This is a genomic window from Streptomyces sp. 3211.6 (assembly GCF_003634815.1).
Classification (GTDB): Bacteria; Actinomycetota; Actinomycetes; order Streptomycetales; family Streptomycetaceae; genus Streptomyces; species Streptomyces katrae_A.
On the sequence record NZ_RBXC01000001.1, the window covers coordinates 4336966 to 4354535 of the forward strand.

The window sequence follows — 17570 nt, forward strand, 5'->3', positions numbered from 1 at the left end:
TGCAGGCAGCGGCCCCAGACGGGCAGCGGACGCCGGGACGGGAGGAGCGCGTAGCGATCTGGCGCGCCCTGCCAGACCCTGATGCCGATCCCGCCGCCCTTGCGTGCGGGTGTCAGCCCCGGACGACCGGCAGCCGCCGAGATCCGAGGAGCGCGTAGCGATCTGGCGCGCCCTGCCGGACCCCGATGCCGATCCCATCGCCCTTTGCTGCGGGTATCAGCCCAAGACGGCCGCCGGACGCCGAGATCTCGGCAGCGCGTAGCGATCTGGCGCGCCCGGCGGTCCCGGATGCCCTTCCGGTCGGCATTTGGTGCAGGTATCAGCCCAAGGCGGCCGCCGGACGCCGAAATTTGAGGAGCGCGTAGCGATCTGTCGCGCCTCCCCGTCCCGGATGCCGATTCCGTTGGCTTTTCCTGCGGGCAGCGGCCCCAGGCGGGCGGCGGACGCTGAGACGGCAGGAGCGCGTAGCGATCTGTCGCGCCTCCCGGTCCCGGATGCCGATTCTGTCGGCCTTTCCTGCGGGCAGCGGCCCCAGGCGGGCGGCGGACGCTGAGACGGCGGGAGCGCGTAGCGATCTGTCGCGAATTGCGGCCCCGCATGGCAATCCTGTCGGCCCGGATGCCCGGCGAGGCGGCCCCCGACCTACTCGCCTGGTCGCTGATCCCGCGTATGTCCATCGATGGACCGTGCCGTCCTTTTGGGGGTTTCCCGGCAGTCCTTGTCTTTCCGGTCCGGGCCGTTCTGTCAAGGGTCGCCGCAGGCGATCGCGTAGCGACGCGACCGAAGGGAGCGCCCTTGACAGGGCGGCCCGGGCCGGAAGGACAGTGGGACTGACGGGAAAGCCCCAAGGCTTCTCTGAGACCGCCCGGGGCAGACCCTGCCCTCCACCCGTCCCGGCCGGCTTGTCGCTCCCGCCCCGCCGGAGTCCCCTGCCCCCCGCCCACCCGCACCCGGGAGACGAGGGGGGCAGACACCCATCCGCCCCCCGCCCCCACCCCCCCAGGCCTCACGGCCCCGCCGGGACCGCCGCCGGTTCCCACAGGGTGTGGAAGGTCAGGCGGCTGGCTTCCACCGCGTGGCGTTGGTCGGCGTGGAGGACGCCCAGGGCGTAGGCCGTCGCCGGGGCGATGCGGGGGGTGCGGGCGGCCGTTGCCGAGGCGGTGGCCGCCTCCGCGGCGTCGCGGTGCTGGTTCAGGGCCTCGCTCGCCGCCGCCAGGCGCGGGGCTTCCTCCCCCAGGGCCTCACGGGCGTAGCGGTGCACGCGCAGCAGGCGGCGTACCTCGTGCCAGGCGGCGTCCGCGTGCGCCGAGTACGGGGCGGAGGTATCCGTGGCGGAGAGGGCTCCGACCGCCGCCTCCAGGCGGGTGCGGGCCACCGCCGCGAGCGGGGTGAGGACGTCGTCCACCCGGCCGCCCGCCGCCACCGGGTCCAGCGGGACCTCCGAGGCCAGGACCGCCACCGCGTCCGCCACCGCGTGGAACCGGGCCGAGCCCAGCGCCTGGAGGGTCGCCGAGTGGGCCCGGGTACGGGCCAGCGTGAGCTGGCGTTCCAGCAGGGCGCCCGCGCGCGCCGAGCCGACGGTCAGTGCGCCCGCGGCGCTGCCGCGCGGGGCCGGGACCTCCGGGGAGGCCGAGAGCCGTTGCAGTGCCTCCATCAGGCGGGACAGCCGGGCGGCGTACGCGTGCTCGTCCGCCAGGGTGGAGGACAGCCAGACCAGCTCGGCGCGCAGCGGGTCCGCCCAGGCCGGCTGCGTGACGACCCGGAAGGTGCTCAGGGAGGCGGCGATGCGGCGCGCGGCCCCCCGCAGGCCGTGCGCCGCCTCTGCCGCCTCCGCGGCGTCGGGGCCGCCCCCCGCGCCCGCCGCGCCTGCGTCATGCAGGCGCAGCGCGCGCAGGAAAGCGGTGGCCTGGGAACGCAGGTAGACGCCGAGCACGTCACCTGCGGTCGGGTCATGGTTTGGCTGAGCCACGCCGGCGCCTCCGGGCGTCTATGAGCATCTCCTGTACGTGCCGCAGCGGCTGGCCCTCGGCGTCGGTGCTGTGCCGGGTCCATTCGCCGTCCGGGCCCAGGTGCCAGGAGGAGGTGGCGTCGGACATGCCGGTCTCCAGCATCCGGTCCAGTGCCGCGCGGTGGCCGGGGTCGGTGACCCTGACCAGTGCCTCGATGCGGCGGTCGAGGTTGCGGTGCATCATGTCGGCGCTGCCGATCCACACCTCGGGTTCGCCGCCGTTGCCGAAGGCGAAGACCCGGGAGTGTTCCAGGAAGCGGCCGAGGATCGAGCGGACGCGTATGTTCTCCGACAGCCCCGGGACCCCCGGGCGTACGGCGCAGATGCCGCGCACCCAGATGTCGATCGGGACTCCCACCTGGGAGGCCCGGTAGAGGGCGTCGATCAGGGCCTCGTCGACGATCGAGTTCATCTTCAGCCGGACGGACGCCGGGCGGCCGGACCGGTGGTGGTCGGCCTCCTTGTCGATGCGCGCTATGAGCCCGTCGCGCAGGGACTTGGGGGCGGTCAGCAGCCGGCGGTAGGTCTCGCGGCGGGAGTAGCCGGAGAGCCGGTTGAAGAGGTCGGAGAGGTCCGCGCCGACCTGCGGGTCGGCGGTGAGCAGGCCGAGGTCCTCGTACAGGCGGGCGGTCTTGGGGTGGTAGTTGCCCGTGCCGACGTGGCTGTAGCGGCGCAGGGTCTCGCCCTCCTGGCGGACGACGAGCGACAGCTTGCAGTGGGTCTTGAGGCCGACGAGGCCGTAGACCACGTGGCAGCCGGACTCCTCGAGCTTGCGCGCCCACTTGATGTTGGCCTGCTCGTCGAAGCGGGCCTTGATCTCGACGAGGACGAGGACCTGCTTGCCGGACTCGGCGGCGTCGATCAGGGCGTCGACGATGGGGGAGTCGCCGGAGGTGCGGTACAGCGTCTGCTTGATCGCGAGGACGTCGGGGTCGGCCGCGGCCTGCTCCAGGAAGGCCTGTACGGACGTGGAGAAGGAGTCGTACGGGTGGTGGAGCAGGACGTCGCGCTCGCGCAGCGCGGCGAAGATGTCGGGCGCGGAGGCCGATTCCACCTCGGCGAGGTCGCGGTGGGTGCCGGCGACGAACTTGGGGTACTTCAGCTCGGGCCGGTCGAGGGAGGAGATCCCGAAGAGGGCCGTCAGGTCGAGGGGGCCGGGCAGCGGGTACACCTCGGCGGCGGAGACCTTCAGCTCCTGGACGAGGAGGTCCAGGACGCCCGGGTCGATGGACTCCTCGACCTCCAGGCGCACGGGCGGGCCGAAGCGGCGCCGCATGAGTTCCTTCTCCAGGGCCTGGAGGAGGTTCTCGGCGTCGTCCTCCTCGACCTCCAGGTCCTCGTTGCGGGTCACGCGGAACATGTGGTGCGCGAGCACCTCCATGCCGGGGAACAGCTCCTCCAGGTGCGCTGCGATGACGTCCTCCAGCGGGACGTAGCGCTGCGGGGAGGCCTCCAGGAAGCGGCTGAGCAGCGGCGGCACCTTGACCCGGGCGAAGTGCCGGTGCCCGCTGACGGGGTTGCGCACGACGACGGCCAGGTTCAGCGACAGGCCGGAGATGTACGGGAAGGGGTGCGCGGGGTCCACGGCCAGCGGGGTGAGCACCGGGAAGATCTGGTTGCGGAACAGGGTGAAGAGGCGCGCCTGCTCCTTCTCGGTGAGGTCGGGCCACCGGATGAGGTGGATGCCCTCCTCGGCGAGCTGGGGGGCGATGTCGTGCTGGTAGCAGGCGGCGTGCCGGGCCATGAGCTCGCGGGAGCGGGTCCAGATGAGGTCGAGGACCTCGCGGGGCTGGAGGCCGGAGGCCGAGCGGGTGGCGACGCCGGTCGCGATGCGGCGCTTGAGGCCGGCGACGCGGACCATGAAGAACTCGTCGAGGTTGCTGGCGAAGATCGCCAGGAAGTTCGCGCGTTCGAGGAGCGGGGTGGTGGGATCCTCGGCCAGCTCGAGGACGCGTTCGTTGAAGGCCAGCCAGCTGCGTTCACGGTCGAGGAAACGGTCGGCGGGCAGCTGCCCGTCGTCGTCCTTGTCCTCGTAGGCGTCGAGGTCGGCGTCGAGATCGGGGTCGAGGGGGCGGTGGACGGCTATGGAGCCGAGGCGCGACTTCGACGGTGCCTTTTCCTCTCCCTTGGTCCGCGTTTTGGAGGCGGAGGAGGCCGCGGCGGAGGTGTGAGACGGGTGCTGGGCGGGGACCTCGGTGGGGCCTGCGCTGGGCTGGTGGCTCATGACTCCATTCTTCCGCGCACGGGGGAGGACAGGCGCGTCGGAAGTGTCCGCGGTCAGGCGGAGTCGGGGCTGCATGCTGGGAGGCTCGCAAGCGTGTCTGAATGCCCGGTTAATGGCGTATGGCTTCCAGACTCCGCCTGCGGCAGGATTCCCGCCGACCCCCACCCATACGGCCGTGTGGGTGTCCCCCCTGCCCCGGGCCGCGCCCGACCCGCGGCGGCGGGGCACCCTGACCGCCGGGCCGGTCAGCCTGTCCTGATTCAGGCTGCCGGCCGTGGCCTGGGCGGTGAAGTATGCGGGCATGCTGCTTCTTGCTGGTCAGAGTGGTCCTGCCCCCGGTTTGTTCCTCTTGATTTGGGGATTGCTGGCGATCGTCATGGGCGGGGTGTTCGCGAGGAAAAGGGGAGCCGCGGCGATGCGCGAGCTCGTAGCGAGCAGACTGGAGCGCAGTCCGGGGCAGCAGGCCAAGGCACGTACGGCGCCTGAGGGCCTTGTGCGTTTGATCGGCGGGTTCGTGGCCGTATGCGGGCTGGTGACAGTGCCGGTTTCGCTGGTCATGATGGCCCGCGGTTGACCTTCCGCACCCGCTTCCGGGAGCGCCCCAGATGAGCCTTTGGGGGTCGGCGTCGGCACCCCGGTCCGGCAGTAGTCACGAATCACCGAGCCCCGCCCTCCGGGCGCGGATATCAGCGGCTGGCACCCTCAGGCCAGAAGATCCGGGCGGGGACTCCCATGCGCTCGGCGTACGCCACCACGCCCGCCGTGCCTCCGTATCCCCAGGCGGGCTCCCCGTCCCAGACAGCCACCAGCTCGCCGACCAGTCCGACGAGTACCCCACTGCCGGCCATGTGCGCCGGCGCGTCCCAGGCCGACATTCCGGTGCGCTGGACCTCGGCGGCGGCCCGGCTCAGCAGCCGTTCGTACGTCGGCCAGTACTCCCACGGCAGGCCCTCGCGGTACCACCGTTCGCCTCAGTCGAGCTCCGCGAGCGCGTCCACCAGCGTCCGGCCCTCACACGCCCCCCGCCGGAGCAGCAGCCCGCCGACCCTGTGCAGCTCGGCCCAGGCGTGCGGGCGGCCGACCTCCGAGGCGTCGCCGATCACGCCGAGTGCCACGCTCAGGGCGGCTTCGGCCTCCCCCGCGCCCGCATGAGCATGGGCCAGGCAGGCCCCGTGCCAGGCCCGGTCCCGGCGGAACGCCGGGGCGAACCCGGCCAGCCCCGAGGTCAGGTGCCCGACAGCCCCCTCCCAGTCCCTCAGGTGCAGGTCGGCCATCCCCCGCTGAGCCGCGAACCACGACTCCCCGTAGAAGTACAGCCAAGGCGGCGCGTCGACGGCGTCGGCGATGATCCGCTGTGCCTCATCCAGCCGTGCGTACGCCGCACCGCGCTCACCCTCCAGCGCGTATCCCCGTCCGGCCATCTGCACGGCCATGGCCCGCGTGGCCGCACTCGCCCCCGCCGTCGCCGCAGCGGCCTCACCCAGCCGCACACAACGCCGCCCCTCACTCCCCGACCACGCCAGATGCGCCTTCATGCTCATGGTGGTGGCGGCCATATCGCCGTACCCCGACTCAAGCGCCCAGTCATAGGACCGGTCGAACCACCCCAGCGCCACCGGGGCGTTGTCCTGGTCCTGCGTCATCCAGGCCAGGAACTGCGCGTACTCGGCGAGCAGCTTCACCACCCGGTCCGCGAGTCCCCCCCGAGCCTGCCCGTAGAGCCCTGCCACCTCCCTGAACTGGGCGATGACGAGCGGTGCAATGGTCCGCGACCCCACGGTGTCCTCGGCCCGGCGGTGCACGGCCAACAGGGCATCCATCGCATCCACCGAGGCGACATCCAGCCGCAGCCCACCCGCCTTCACCCGGCCCAGCCGCTCACCGTCGGCCTCCGACACCACCCCAGGCAGCACGAGCGAGGGCAACGGCATCCCTTCCTGCCGGACCCCGAGGAGTTCCACGGGCACGCCGAGCCCGTCGACGATCCGCTGCCGCACCTCGACCGAGGTCACCGCACGCCGCCGGTCCTCGATGGCGGAGACATCGGGCTGCGCCAGGCCCACCAGCGCACCAACCCGACTCTGGCTGCTGCGCGTCAACCTCCGCCACGTCTTCAACAGACCGCCCCAGTCCTCGGCCGCCGCAGCCGCCCGCAGTTCGGGGTGCACCCACACGTCCAGCTCGGGCTCCACCCTCGAAATATAGGACGGCCCTATAGGACGCGGCTGAGCCCAACGCCGAGCTGCTCGACCCGCGTCCGGCCGGGAGTTCACCACCGCCGTCGCCAACGTCCAGCCCGCCTATGACCAGCCCAAGACGGCCGCCGGTCGCCGAGACCTGGGCAGCGCGTAGCGATCTGTCGCGCCCGGCGGTCCCGAATGCCCCTCCGGTCGTCATTTGGTGCGGGTATCAGCCCAGGACGGTCGTCGGACGCCAAATTTCGAGGAGCGCGTAGCGATCTGTCGCGCCCCCCGGCCCTGGATGACGATCTCCTCGTCCTTTCCTGCGGGCAGCGGCCACAGGCGGGCGGCGGACGCTGGGACGGCAGGAGCGCGTAGCGATCTGTCGCGGATCGCAGCCCCGATGCACTGTCTCGTCGGCCCGGACGCTTGGCGGGGCGGCCCCCGCCGCCCCCGAAGGGTCCCTGATCCCGCCGGATGCCTCAGGTACGACCGTGCCGTCCTTTTGGGGGTTTCCCGTCAGTCCTTGTCTTTCCGAGGCGGGGCGGGCTGTCAAGGGTCGCCGAAGGCGATCGCGAAGCGACGCGACGAAGGAGCGCCCTTGACTGACCGGCCCGAACCGGAAGGACAGTGGGACTGACGGGAAACCCCCAGCCCTTCTCTGAGACCGGCCCGCCGGGACCCCGATGACCACCGGCCCCGGTCAGCCGCTCACCCCCCGCCCGGCGGCAGACCGCCCCCCACCCCCCGCCCCGCACCCGGGGAGGCGGGTGGGCAAACACCGGCCGGGCCCGACCCCTCGAGGGGGAGATGGCGGCCCCCCGCCGCGAGACCCCTCAGCTCTCCGTGCGGTACATCAGGTCCACCTCGTGCGTCGTGAACCCCAGCCCCTCGTACACCGCCAGTGCCGCCGGGTTGTCGGCGTCGACGTACAGCATCGCCGTCGGCAGTCCCGCCGCCGCCAGGTGGTGGAGGCCGATCGCGGTCAGGGCCTTGCCGAGGCCGCCGCCCTGGGCGCCCGGGCGGACGCCGACCACGTAGACCTCGCCGAGCTGTTCCTCGGCGTGGACCTTCGTCCAGTGGAAGCCGACCAGTTCGCCCTCCCGCTCCGCCAGGAAGAACCCCTTCGGGTCGAACCACGGCTGCGCCATGCGGTCGTCGAGGTCGCGCTGCGTCAGGGAGCCCTGCTCCGGGTGGTGGGCGAAGGCGGCGGCGTTGGCGGCGAGCCAGGCCGCGTCGTCCTGTCCGGGGACGAAGGTGCGGACGGTCACCCCGGCCGGGAGCGTCGGGTCGGGCAGCGGGGCCGAGCCCGGGCCCAGGGGGCGGCGCAGCTGGCGGAGTTCGCGGAACAGGGTCAGGCCGAGCACCTGGGCGAGGTGCCGGGCGGCGGACTTGCCGCCGTGCGCCCACACCCGGATCCGCTTGCCGGAGGCGCCCAGCAGGGCGGTGCCCAGGGCGCGGCCGTGGCCGCGGCCGCGCAGGGCGGGGTGGACGACGAGCTCGGCGGCGGGGGCCTCCACCGGGTCGGTGTCCTCCAGTTGCCCGTACGCGACGAGCCGGCCTTCGGCGGTGGCCAGGAAGTGGCGGATGCCCTCGCGGGGGCCGCCGCGCAGCTGGAGGCGGCCCTGCTCGGAGACGGCGGTGGTGCCGTCGGTGCGGGCCGCTTCGTGGATCAGGTCGAGGACCGCCCCGGCCTGCTCCTCCGTCAGTTCGTCGAGGATCTCGATGTGCCGTCCCGGCTCGACGGCCGTCGCTGCGTCTGCGTCAGTCATGTTCCGAGCCTACGACCGACACCGCCCGACAGCCGCGCGTAACCAGCTCGCAACCCGGACCCCCCTGTTGGCGCTACGCGCGTTGACCATAGGCTGCGGGTCACCTCCCAGTTGTCTCGCTGTCCAAAAAGGGGAACAGATGTCAGCGAAGCCACAACGGCACCGCACGGCGCGCCGGTTGACCTTCGGCGCCCTCGCCCTCACCGCGGGCGCCGGTGCGATGATCGCCGCAGCGCTGCCCGCCGGTGCCGCGAGTGGCGGCGTTCCGGTCGCCAAGGGCCGGACCGTCGACGTACAGATGCTGTCGTTCAACGACTTCCACGGCACGCTGGAGCCCCCGCAGGGTTCCTCGGGCACGGTCGCCGAACTGCAGGCTGACGGCACCACCAAGTCCATACCCGCGGGCGGCGTCGAGTACCTGGCGTCCGGTCTGCGCGAGGCCCGCAAGGGCCACGAGTACTCCGTCACGGCCGCGGCCGGCGACATGATCGGCGGCAGCCCGATGCTGTCCGGTCTCTTCCACGACGAGCCGACCGTCGAGGCCCTGAACAAGCTGAAGCTCGACGTGACGAGCGTGGGCAACCATGAGTTCGACGAGGGCAAGAACGAGCTCCGCCGGATGCAGTACGGCGGCTGCCACCCGGTTGAAGGCTGCTTCGAGTACGGCAAGACCTACACGGGAGCGGAGTTCAAGTACCTCGCCGCGAACGTGACGGACGAGAAGACCAAGCGTCCGCTGATGTCGCCCACCTTCATCTGGAAGAAGGGGGACGTGAAGATCGGCTTCATCGGCGTCACCCTGGAGGGCACCCCGGACGTCGTCACGGCCGACGGCGTTAAGGGCCTGAAGTTCGGCGACGAGGTCGAGACGATCAACAAGTACGCCGCCGAGCTGGACAAGCAGGGCGTGAAGTCGATCGTGGCGCTGATCCACGAGGGCGGTCTGCCGGCGAGCGGCGCGTACAACTACGACTGCAACGTGCCGGGCGCCGGCGCGGGCATCTCGGGTGCGATCGTCGACATCGCGAAGAACGTGAGCCCGAAGGTCGACGCGCTGGTGACGGGCCACACCCACCAGGCGTACTCGTGCAACATCCCGGACCCGGCGGGCAACCCGCGCACGGTCACCTCGGCCGCCTCGTACGGCCGGCTGTTCACGGACACCACGCTGACGTACGACCGCGCGACCAAGGACATCGTCCGTACGCCGGTGCAGTCGCCGAAGCCGGTGAACAAGGTCGTCAGCCGGGACCTGCCGAAGGCCCCGGACATGACCGAGCTGATCGGCCGCTGGAAGAAGCTGGCGGACCCGGTCGCCAACCGTCCGATGGGCTACATCTCCGCCGACATCGCGGGCCGTGGCTCGGAGGCGCCGGAGAAGCCCCTCGGCGACCTGATCGCCGACGCCCAGCTGGACGCGACCTCCGCGGCCGACAGGGGCGGGGCGCAGCTGGCCATCATGAACCCGGGCGGCATCCGTGCCGACCTGGCGTACAAGGCGGCGGGCAACGAGGGCGACGGGGTCGTCACGTACGGCGAGTCGTACACGGTGCAGCCGTTCAACAACCTGCTGAACGTGGTGGACCTGACGGGCGCGCAGCTGATCACCGCGCTCCAGCAGCAGGTCAGCGGCCCGGTCAACGGCCCGAACCCGAAGATCCTGCAGATCTCGAAGGGTCTGACCTACACCCTGGACATGACGAAGTCGGGCGCGGACCGGATCGTCGTGGACTCGGTGAAGCTGAACGGCGCGGCGATCGACCCGGCGAAGACCTACCGGGTCGTGATGAACGAGTTCCTGGCGGGCGGCGGTGACGGGTTCACCGTCCTGAAGGACCACAAGAACAAGCTGGTCGGCGTGCCGGACCTGGAGGCCTTCAACGCCCTCCTGGCGAAGTCGACGGCGGCGACGCCGATCGCCCCGCCGGCGGCGGACCGGATCACGGTCGTCAAGTAACACCTGAGCAAGTAACACCTGAGCGGACGAGAGGGGCGGCGGGCCGAAAGGCCCGCCGCCCCTCTCTCGCATCCGGGCCCGTCTACCCCTCAGGCGGCCTGGGCCAGGTACTTCGCCACGGCCGCGTGGAAGCCCTCCGGGTCGGTGAAGGGCGCGAAGTGGTCCCCTTCGAGGGCGGTGTACGCGGTGCCGGGGCGGCGGGTGACCATCGCGTCGGCGGTGGCCTGGCTGAGGGCCTGGCTGTGGGTGGCGCGGATCAGCAGGGTGGGGCAGGTGATCGCGAGCCAGGTGTCCCAGTGGTCGCCGTTGCAGGCGCGGATGGAGTCGAGCATGTCCTGGCCGTGGAAGGCGAGCCGCCAGCCCTCCCCGCCGGGCAGCGGGCGTACGCCGTCGGCGACGAAGGGCAGGGCGGCCGGTTCGACGGAGGCGAGGAGTTCCTCGCGGGTGGGGGCGGTGTAGGGGAGCGAGCCCAGGAAGTCGAACCAGTTGGGGCCGTCGGGGACGTTGACGTCCACGGTGGCGTCGACGCCGATGAGGAGGCCGATCCGGTCGGGGTGGGCGGCGGCCAGGTGGTAGGCGTTGAGGCCGCCGAGGGAGTAGCCGAGGAGGGCGACCGGCTCGGTGAGGCCGAGGTGGTCGAGGAGGGCGACGGCGTCGGCGACGTAGCCCTCGCGCCGGTAGTGCGGGGCCCGGTCGGAGTCGCCGTGGCCGCGCTGGTCGGGGGCGATGACCCGCCATGCGTCGCCGAGGGCGGCGGCCAGGCCGGTGAAGGCGTAGGCCTCGGACATCCCGCCATGCAGGGCGAGCAGCGGGCGGCCGGTGCCGCCGAAGTCCAGGTACGACAGCGTGCGTCCGTCGATGTCCAGCGTGTGGCGCATGGTTCGGCTCTCCCCGTTCGTGGCTGGGTGTGGTGCTCGGGTACGGCTTCAGCCTGCCAGTGTTTGGGCAAGCGTGCAAGACGTTCGTATAAGGCAACCGCCCAAAATCCTGTCCCGGGCCCCGGCCGTGCCCCGGCTACGATCCCGGCATGGGAAATCGCGAGGACCTGCTGGCCGGCGCGCGCCGCTGCCTGGAGGAGAAGGGCTACCTGCGCACGACCGTGCGCGACATCGCCTCGGCGGCGCAGGTGAGCATGGCCGCGATCGGCTACCACTTCGGCTCCCGCGAGGTGCTCCTCAACCAGGCCCTGTTCGCCGCCATGGAGGAGTGGGCGGCCGGGGCCGGCCGGCTCACCGGGCAGGGGGAGACCGCCGAGGAGCGTTACGCCGACACCTGGGACCGCAAGATCCGCGACTTCGGCGAGATGAGCTGGCTGTGGACCGCCTCCGTCGAGGCCTTTGTCCATGCGCAGTCCTCGCCGGAACTCCTCGCGATCCTCGCGGAGGGCCAGCGCCGCAACCGGCGCATGGTCGCCGCGGCCCTGCGCGGGGTGCCGGAGGACGCGGTCACGGAGGAGGACGTCCGCTCCCTGGGCTCCCTGCACATCGCCCTGCTGAGCGGGGTCATGGTGCAGGTCCTCACCGACCCCGAGGACGCCCCGACGGGCGCGGAACTCGCCCAAGGGCTGCGCACGATGGTCGAGTTGCTCGGAAAACCCGTCCGTACCGACGGGTAGTAAGTGCGCGCCCCGCACGCCATAATCCGGTCCGGCCACGGTGGCCGGAGCACACCGGATCGCGGACCATCGCGGAATTTCGCGGACCATCGCGGACCATCGCGGCTTCAGCGGACTAAGGGGCGGGCATGGCACTGGACCGACGGACCTTCCTGACCGGCGCACTCGCGGCGGGCGCCGCAACGGCCCTCGGCACCACGGCCACGGCGCCCCCCGCGCACGCGGCCACCAGCACCCTCGGCACTACCAGACCCCACGGCACCCTCGGCCCCCTCGGCACCCCCGCCACCCCCGGCACCCTCCGCACCCTCGGCACCCAGGACTGGATGGCCGGCCTCGCCGACTCCACCGCCCTCCAGCGCATGACCATCCCCGGCACCCACGACTCCGGAGCCCGCCAGGGCGGCCTCTACGTCGCCTGCCAGAACACCTCGATCGCAGAGCAGCTCGACTCCGGCATCCGCTTCCTCGACGTCCGCTGCCGGGTGACGGGCGGCTCGTTCGCCATCCACCACGCCGCGTTCTTCCAGAACCTGATGTTCGGCGACGTCCTCGTCGCCTGCGCGGACTTCCTCGCCGCCCACCCCTCCGAGACCGTCCTGATGCGCGTGAAGCAGGAGTACTCCACCGAGAGCGACGCCACCTTCCGCGCCGTCTTCGACGACTACCTCGACCACCGCGGCTGGCGCCCGCTCTTCCGGATCGCCGACAGCCTGCCCACCCTCGGCCAGGCCCGCGGCAGGGTGGTCCTCCTCGCCGACAACGCCGGCCTGCCGGGCCTGCGCTACGGCGACGGCGGGGTCTTCGACATCCAGGACGACTACAACACCGAGCCCTTCGCCAAGCGCGGCCGGATCGAGGACCAGTTCCGCAAGGCCGTCCAGCAGCCCGGCAAGCTCTTCGTGAACTACACCAGCACCGCCGCCTACATGCCCCCGCGCTGGAACTCCGACCGGCTCAACCCGCAGGTCCACGCCTTCGTCGACGGCTCCGAACTGGCCGGCCGGACCGGGCTGGGCATCGTCCCGATGGACTTCCCCAACACCCGCTCCGGCCTGGTCGCCTCACTGATCCGGCACAACTGACGGCCGCGGCCCCGCCTGGGGGTCCACCGCGGGCGGCTCCATCGACGAGGGCGGCGGCGTCGGCGCGCCCGGGATGCGCAGCACCGCCTCCGTGCCACCCGCCCCGTCCACCGCCGCCCGCAGCTCGGCGGTACCGCCCGAGCGGGCGGCCGTACGGGCCACGATGGACAGGCCCAGCCCGCTGCCGGGCAGGGCCCGGGCGGACTCGGAGCGCCAGAACCGCTCGAAGACGTACGGGAGGTCCTCGGCCGGGATGCCCGGCCCGTGGTCGCGCACCGTCAGCTCGCCCGCGTGCAGCACGACCTCGACCGCGCCGCCGGGCGGACTGAACTTCACGGCGTTGTCCAGCAGGTTGACCACCGCCCGCTCCAGCGCGGCCGCCTCGCCCCGCACGTACCAGGGCTCCAGCTCCGCGGCGAACCGCAGCTCGGGCCCGCGCAGCCGGGCCCGGGACAGGGCCGTCCCGGCGATCTCGTGCAGGGCCACCACCCCGAGGGGCGCGTGCGGGGCGGCGTCGGGGCGGGACAGCTCCTGGAGGTCCCCGATGAGCGAGGCCAACTCCCTCATCTGCGCCTTCACCGAGGCCAGCAGCTCCCGGCGGTCCTCGGGCGGGATGGCCCGGCCGGTCTCCTCGCTGCGCGCGAGGAGCTCGATGTTGGTACGCAGCGAGGTGAGCGGGGTCCGCAGCTCGTGCCCGGCGTCCGCGATCAGCTGTGCCTGGCGTTCCTGGGAGGAGGCCAGGGCCGCCGTCATGGAGTTGAAGGACCGCGACAGGCGGGCGATCTCGTCGTCGCCCTCCTCCGGGATGCGGACGGTGAGGTCCTCGGTGCGGGCGATGTGCTCGACCACCCCGGTGAGCTCGTCCACCGGCCGCAGCCCGGTCCGGGCCACCCACAGTCCGGCCGCGCCCGCACCGATCACGCCGACGCCGGAGACCAGGAGCAGGACCCAGGCGAGGGTGGACAGGGGCTGTTCGACGTCGGCGAGGGGTTTGGCGATGGAGACCCCGAAGGACGCGCCGTTGGTGAGGTGCTTGTTGATCGTGTAGACGCGCATCTTCGTGCCGTCGCCGGTCGTCGCGTCGTGCAGGCTCTTGGCGCTCAGGCCCGCGGCGACGGCCTTGTCGGCCGCCGAGACCGGCAGGTCGCTGCGTCCGCTCACCAGGCAGCGGGCGCCGTCTGCGGTGACGATCTGCACGGTCGGGCCGAGCTCCTCGGCGATGTTCGGCGTACCCACGGCCGGGCGGGTCACGCAGCCCTCGCGCAGGGTGCGCACCACCTGCTCGTCGGGCTGGGTGGACAGCAGCGACTGGTTCAGCTGGTTGTTCAGCTGCGCCCGCACCATCACCCACGACACCCCCGCCACCGCCGCGACCGCGACCGCGACCGCGACCGTCACCAGCAGCGCCAGCCGCGAGCGCAGCGGCAGGCTGCGGAACCTGGCGGTGGGACCGGTCATTCGGGCCCGCCCTCACCGGCGCGCAGCACGTACCCGACCCCGCGCACGGTGTGGACCAGGCGCGCCTCGCCGCCCGCCTCGGTCTTGCGGCGCAGGTACATCACGTACACGTCCAGGGAGTTGGAGCTGGGCTCGAAGTCGAAGCCCCAGACCGTCTTGAGGATCTGCTCGCGGGTCAGGACCTGGCGCGGGTGCGCGAGGAACATCTCCAGCAGGGTGAACTCGGTACGCGTCAGCTCCACGGGCCGTTCGCCGCGGACGACCTCACGGGTGGCGAGGTCCATGCGCAGGTCGCCGAAGGTCAGCACGTCCGCGGGCTGCGCCGGGCCGGCCGCGGGGGCGGCGTAGGAGCTGCGGCGCAGCAGGGCGCGGACGCGGGCGAACAGCTCGTCGAGCTCGAAGGGCTTGACGAGGTAGTCGTCGGCGCCCGCGTCGAGGCCGGTGACGCGGTCGCCGACGGTGTCGCGGGCGGTCAGCATGAGGATCGGGGTGACGCTGCCGCCGGCGCGCAGCCGGCGGGCCGCCGTCAGGCCGTCCATGCGGGGCATCTGGATGTCGAGGACGATCAGCTCGGGGGCGTACGAGGCCGCCTGGTCGAGGGCGTCGATGCCGTCGACGGCGGTCCGCACGTCGTATCCCTCGAAGGCGAGGCTGCGGCGCAGGGCCTCGCGCACGGCCGGCTCGTCGTCGACGACGAGGATCCGCTGCGGGTCGCCTTCGGCGGGATTCATTCGTGGCCCCCAGGGGTGGTGGTCTTTCGCGTGGGCGGGACGGGCCCGGCCGGTCCGGCCCGGTCCCGTCCCAGGGTGTCAGAAGGATCAGAGGGAGATGCCGAACCCGTTGCCGTTGCCGGTGCTGCCGTTCGCGTTCCCGTCGGAGCTGCCGCCGGATCCGCTGCCGCCCTTGCGGAGGCCGGCGAGGTCGCCCTTGATGGTGTTCACGGGGATGGCGAAGCCGAGGCCGACGCTGCCGGCGCTGGAGCTGTCGTTGGCCGGGGAGAAGATCGCGGACGGCATTCCGACGATCTCGCCGTTCATGTTGACGAGGGCGCCGCCGGAGTTGCCGGGGTTGAGGGAGGCGTCGGTCTGGATGGCCTTGTAGGAGGTGGTGTCCGACCCGGTGTTGCCGTTGAACTGCCGGCCGTCGTACGAGAACGGCCAGCCGCCGCCCGCGCCGCCGCCCTGGCGGCGCTGCGGCTGCTGCTCCTCGGACTTGGGCACGTTCACCTCGCGGTCGAGCGCGGAGACGATGCCGCTGGTGACGGTGCCGGTGAGGCGGTCGGGGGAGCCGATGGCGACGACCTGGTCGCCGACCTTGAGGTTGTCGGAGTTGCCGAGCTTGGCGGCCTTGAGGCCGCTCGCGCCCTGGAGCTTGATCAGGGCGAGGTCCTTGGCGGGGTCGGTGCCGACCGTCCGGGCGTTGTACTTCTTGCCGTCGCTCATCGTCACCTGGATCTCGGAGGCGCCGCTGACGACGTGGTTGTTGGTGACGATCTCGCCGTCGGCGGTGAGGACGATGCCGGAGCCGGTGCCCTGGCCGGAGCCGGTGCGGGTGTCGATGCGGACGACGGAGGGGCTGACCTGTTCGGCCACGCCGGAGACGGTGCCGTTGCTGGACTGGGAGACGTTGGTGCCGGTGAAGCCGGCTCCGCCGGTCCCGTTCTGCCCGAGGAACTGCTGCACGGCGGCGGCCGTCCCGCCGCCGACCACGGCCGCCGCGAGGGCGACGGCGGCGAGGAGCGCGACGGGGCGCTTGGCGCGGGGTGCCGGGGCGGGGGCGGCGGGGGCCGCGCCGCCCCAGTGGGCCCAGCCGTCGGCGTTGCCGCCGTGGCCGCCGTGGTGGCCGCCGTGGCCGTCGTTGCCGTCCCCGGAGGGAACGGGCTCGCCGGGGACGACCGTCGCCGCCGGTGGCTGGTGGGCTTCGTGCCATCCCGGGGCGGGGGCGGCCGGGGGGTACGCGGGCGGGGGCGGGTAGGACCCGCCGCCCATCGCGTCCTGAGCCAGCCGGTCACGACCGCGCTGCCACTGCTCGCCGAAGGGCGAGTGCGGGGCCGGGCGGTTCTCCTGCGGGTACTCGCCTTCGCGGCGGAAGCTGTCGGTCATGTCTATGACTCTGTCCGCGGATCATGAGAGCTTCCTGAGTCCCGGCTGAGAAGCCCGACAGAACCGTGTATGCCCGATATAAGGCGAGCCCCGGACCCGGCTCCCGGGGCCCCGCCCCAGGAGCCCCGCGGCGGGCTAGCGGCAGCCGCAGCTGCGGCGGATGACCAGGGCCGAGGGGAACTGCTTCAGGCGTTCCCGGCGCGACCCCGCCACCCGCAGGGCGTCGTCCAGGACCAGGTCCACCGCCGCGCGGGCCATCGCCGGGCGGTCGGAGGAGACCGTCGTCAGCGGCGGGTCCGTCAGCGCCGCCTCCTTCACGTCGTCGAAGCCGGCCACCGCCAGCTCCCCGGGCACGTCGATCCGCAGCTCCCGCGCGGCCCGCAGCACACCGATCGCCTGGTCGTCCGTCGCGCAGAAGATCGCCGTCGGCCGGTCCGGCCGGGCCAGGACCTCCAGGGCGACCCGGTACGCGTCGTAGCGGTTGTAGGGGGCCTCGATGACCCGGCCCTCGACCGACCGTCCGGCCTCCAGCATGGCCCGGCGCCAGCCCTCGACGTGGTCGGCGACCGGGTCGCCGACGGACGGGGTGTTCTCGATGCCGCCGATGCAGGCCACGTACTCGTGCCCGTGCTCCAGCAGGTGCCGGGTCGCGAGCTGGGCGCCGCCGATGTCGTCCGTGACGACGGCCACGTCGTCGATGGCCTCGGGACGCTCGTGCAGCAGCACGATCCGTGCGTCCCAGGCCTCGATCTCCGACGCCGCCCGCTCGCTCATGCCCTGGCTGACCAGGATCAGCCCGGACACCCGCATCCCGAGGAACGCCCGCAGGTAGTGGACCTCGCGCTCGTCGCGGTAGTCGGAGTTCCCGACCAGGACCATCTTTCCGCGCTCGGCGGCGGCCTGCTCGACCGCGTGCGCCATCTCCGCGAAGAACGGCTGGCGCGCGTCCGGGACGATCATGCCTATGAGGTCGGTACGCCGCGACGCCATCGCCTGGGCGACCCGGTCCGGGCGGTAGCCCAGGTCCTTGATCGCGGCGAGGACACGCTCGCGCGTGGCCGGGGCGACCGGCCGGGGTCCGTTGTTGATGACGTAGCTCACGACGGCGGTAGACGTACCCGCAAGTCGTGCAACGTCATCCCGCGTCACCTTGGCCACGCGCGGAAGTC

The 17570-nt window shown here is 72.5% G+C and carries 14 protein-coding genes; 4 read left to right on the forward strand and 10 right to left on the reverse strand.

Annotated features, from left to right (window positions below):
• Positions 1-1006: 1006 nt before the first annotated feature.
• Both BX286_RS20060 and BX286_RS20065 read right to left on the reverse strand, forming a co-directional pair.
• Entirely contained in the window at positions 1007-1969 is a 963-nt protein-coding gene (locus BX286_RS20060) for a CHAD domain-containing protein (protein WP_121015723.1), read from the reverse strand.
• Entirely contained in the window at positions 1950-4232 is a 2283-nt protein-coding gene (locus BX286_RS20065; protein ID WP_121015726.1) for an RNA degradosome polyphosphate kinase, read from the reverse strand. The genes BX286_RS20060 and BX286_RS20065 overlap by 20 nt, the downstream gene beginning before the upstream one ends.
• Before the next feature lie 274 nt (positions 4233-4506).
• Between BX286_RS20065 and BX286_RS20070 the strand changes: the two genes are divergently transcribed.
• Entirely contained in the window at positions 4507-4806 is a 300-nt protein-coding gene (locus tag BX286_RS20070; protein ID WP_079428980.1) for a hypothetical protein, read from the forward strand.
• Positions 4807-4918: 112 nt separating this feature from the next.
• Here the strand turns inward: BX286_RS20070 and BX286_RS37885 are convergent, their stop codons facing one another.
• From BX286_RS37885 to mshD, 3 genes are all read right to left on the reverse strand, one after another.
• On the reverse strand, positions 4919-5080 hold the full coding sequence (locus BX286_RS37885; protein ID WP_159402102.1) for a hypothetical protein: 162 nt from the start codon (positions 5078-5080) through the stop codon (positions 4919-4921).
• Between the two features lie 123 nt (positions 5081-5203).
• Positions 5204-6424, reverse strand: a complete 1221-nt coding sequence (locus tag BX286_RS20080; protein ID WP_187344168.1) for an XRE family transcriptional regulator — start codon at positions 6422-6424, stop codon at positions 5204-5206.
• Positions 6425-7248: 824 nt separating this feature from the next.
• Positions 7249-8184 carry a mycothiol synthase gene (gene mshD, locus BX286_RS20090; protein WP_079428982.1) on the reverse strand — a complete coding sequence of 312 codons (936 nt, stop codon included), beginning with the start codon at positions 8182-8184 and terminating at the stop codon, positions 7249-7251.
• 139 nt (positions 8185-8323) lie between these two features.
• On the opposite strand from mshD, the gene BX286_RS20095 reads away from it, so the two are divergent.
• Positions 8324-10141 carry a bifunctional UDP-sugar hydrolase/5'-nucleotidase gene (locus BX286_RS20095; protein WP_079428983.1) on the forward strand — a complete coding sequence of 606 codons (1818 nt, stop codon included), beginning with the start codon at positions 8324-8326 and terminating at the stop codon, positions 10139-10141.
• A gap of 89 nt (positions 10142-10230) precedes the next feature.
• Here the strand turns inward: BX286_RS20095 and BX286_RS20100 are convergent, their stop codons facing one another.
• A complete protein-coding gene (locus BX286_RS20100) occupies positions 10231-11019 on the reverse strand; it encodes an alpha/beta fold hydrolase (RefSeq protein ID WP_079428984.1) in 789 nt (262 codons plus the stop codon).
• A 149-nt stretch (positions 11020-11168) separates the two neighbouring features.
• Here BX286_RS20100 and BX286_RS20105 point away from each other — a divergent pair, with 149 nt between their 5' ends.
• Together BX286_RS20105 and BX286_RS20110 are read left to right on the forward strand one after the other, a co-directional pair.
• Positions 11169-11756 (forward strand): TetR/AcrR family transcriptional regulator, encoded by a 588-nt coding sequence (locus BX286_RS20105; protein ID WP_100863219.1) that lies wholly within the window; start codon positions 11169-11171, stop codon positions 11754-11756.
• A 128-nt stretch (positions 11757-11884) separates the two neighbouring features.
• Positions 11885-12841, forward strand: coding sequence for a phosphatidylinositol-specific phospholipase C (locus BX286_RS20110; RefSeq protein WP_121015732.1), 957 nt, complete (start codon positions 11885-11887; stop codon positions 12839-12841).
• Here BX286_RS20110 and BX286_RS20115 read toward each other — a convergent pair.
• From BX286_RS20115 to BX286_RS20130, 4 genes are all read right to left on the reverse strand, one after another.
• Entirely contained in the window at positions 12821-14299 is a 1479-nt protein-coding gene (locus BX286_RS20115; RefSeq protein WP_121015735.1) for a cell wall metabolism sensor histidine kinase WalK, read from the reverse strand. The two genes, BX286_RS20110 and BX286_RS20115, sit on opposite strands and share 21 nt — an antisense overlap.
• Positions 14296-15030, reverse strand: coding sequence for a response regulator transcription factor (locus tag BX286_RS20120; protein WP_121015738.1), 735 nt, complete (start codon positions 15028-15030; stop codon positions 14296-14298). The genes BX286_RS20115 and BX286_RS20120 overlap by 4 nt, the downstream gene beginning before the upstream one ends.
• Positions 15031-15117: 87 nt before the next feature.
• Positions 15118-16401: a S1C family serine protease gene (locus BX286_RS20125; RefSeq protein ID WP_121015740.1), complete on the reverse strand. Its 1284-nt coding sequence runs from the start codon at positions 16399-16401 to the stop codon at positions 15118-15120.
• 135 nt (positions 16402-16536) lie between these two features.
• Positions 16537-17559, reverse strand: a complete 1023-nt coding sequence (locus BX286_RS20130; protein WP_042812372.1) for a LacI family DNA-binding transcriptional regulator — start codon at positions 17557-17559, stop codon at positions 16537-16539.
• Positions 17560-17570: the final 11 nt, after the last annotated feature.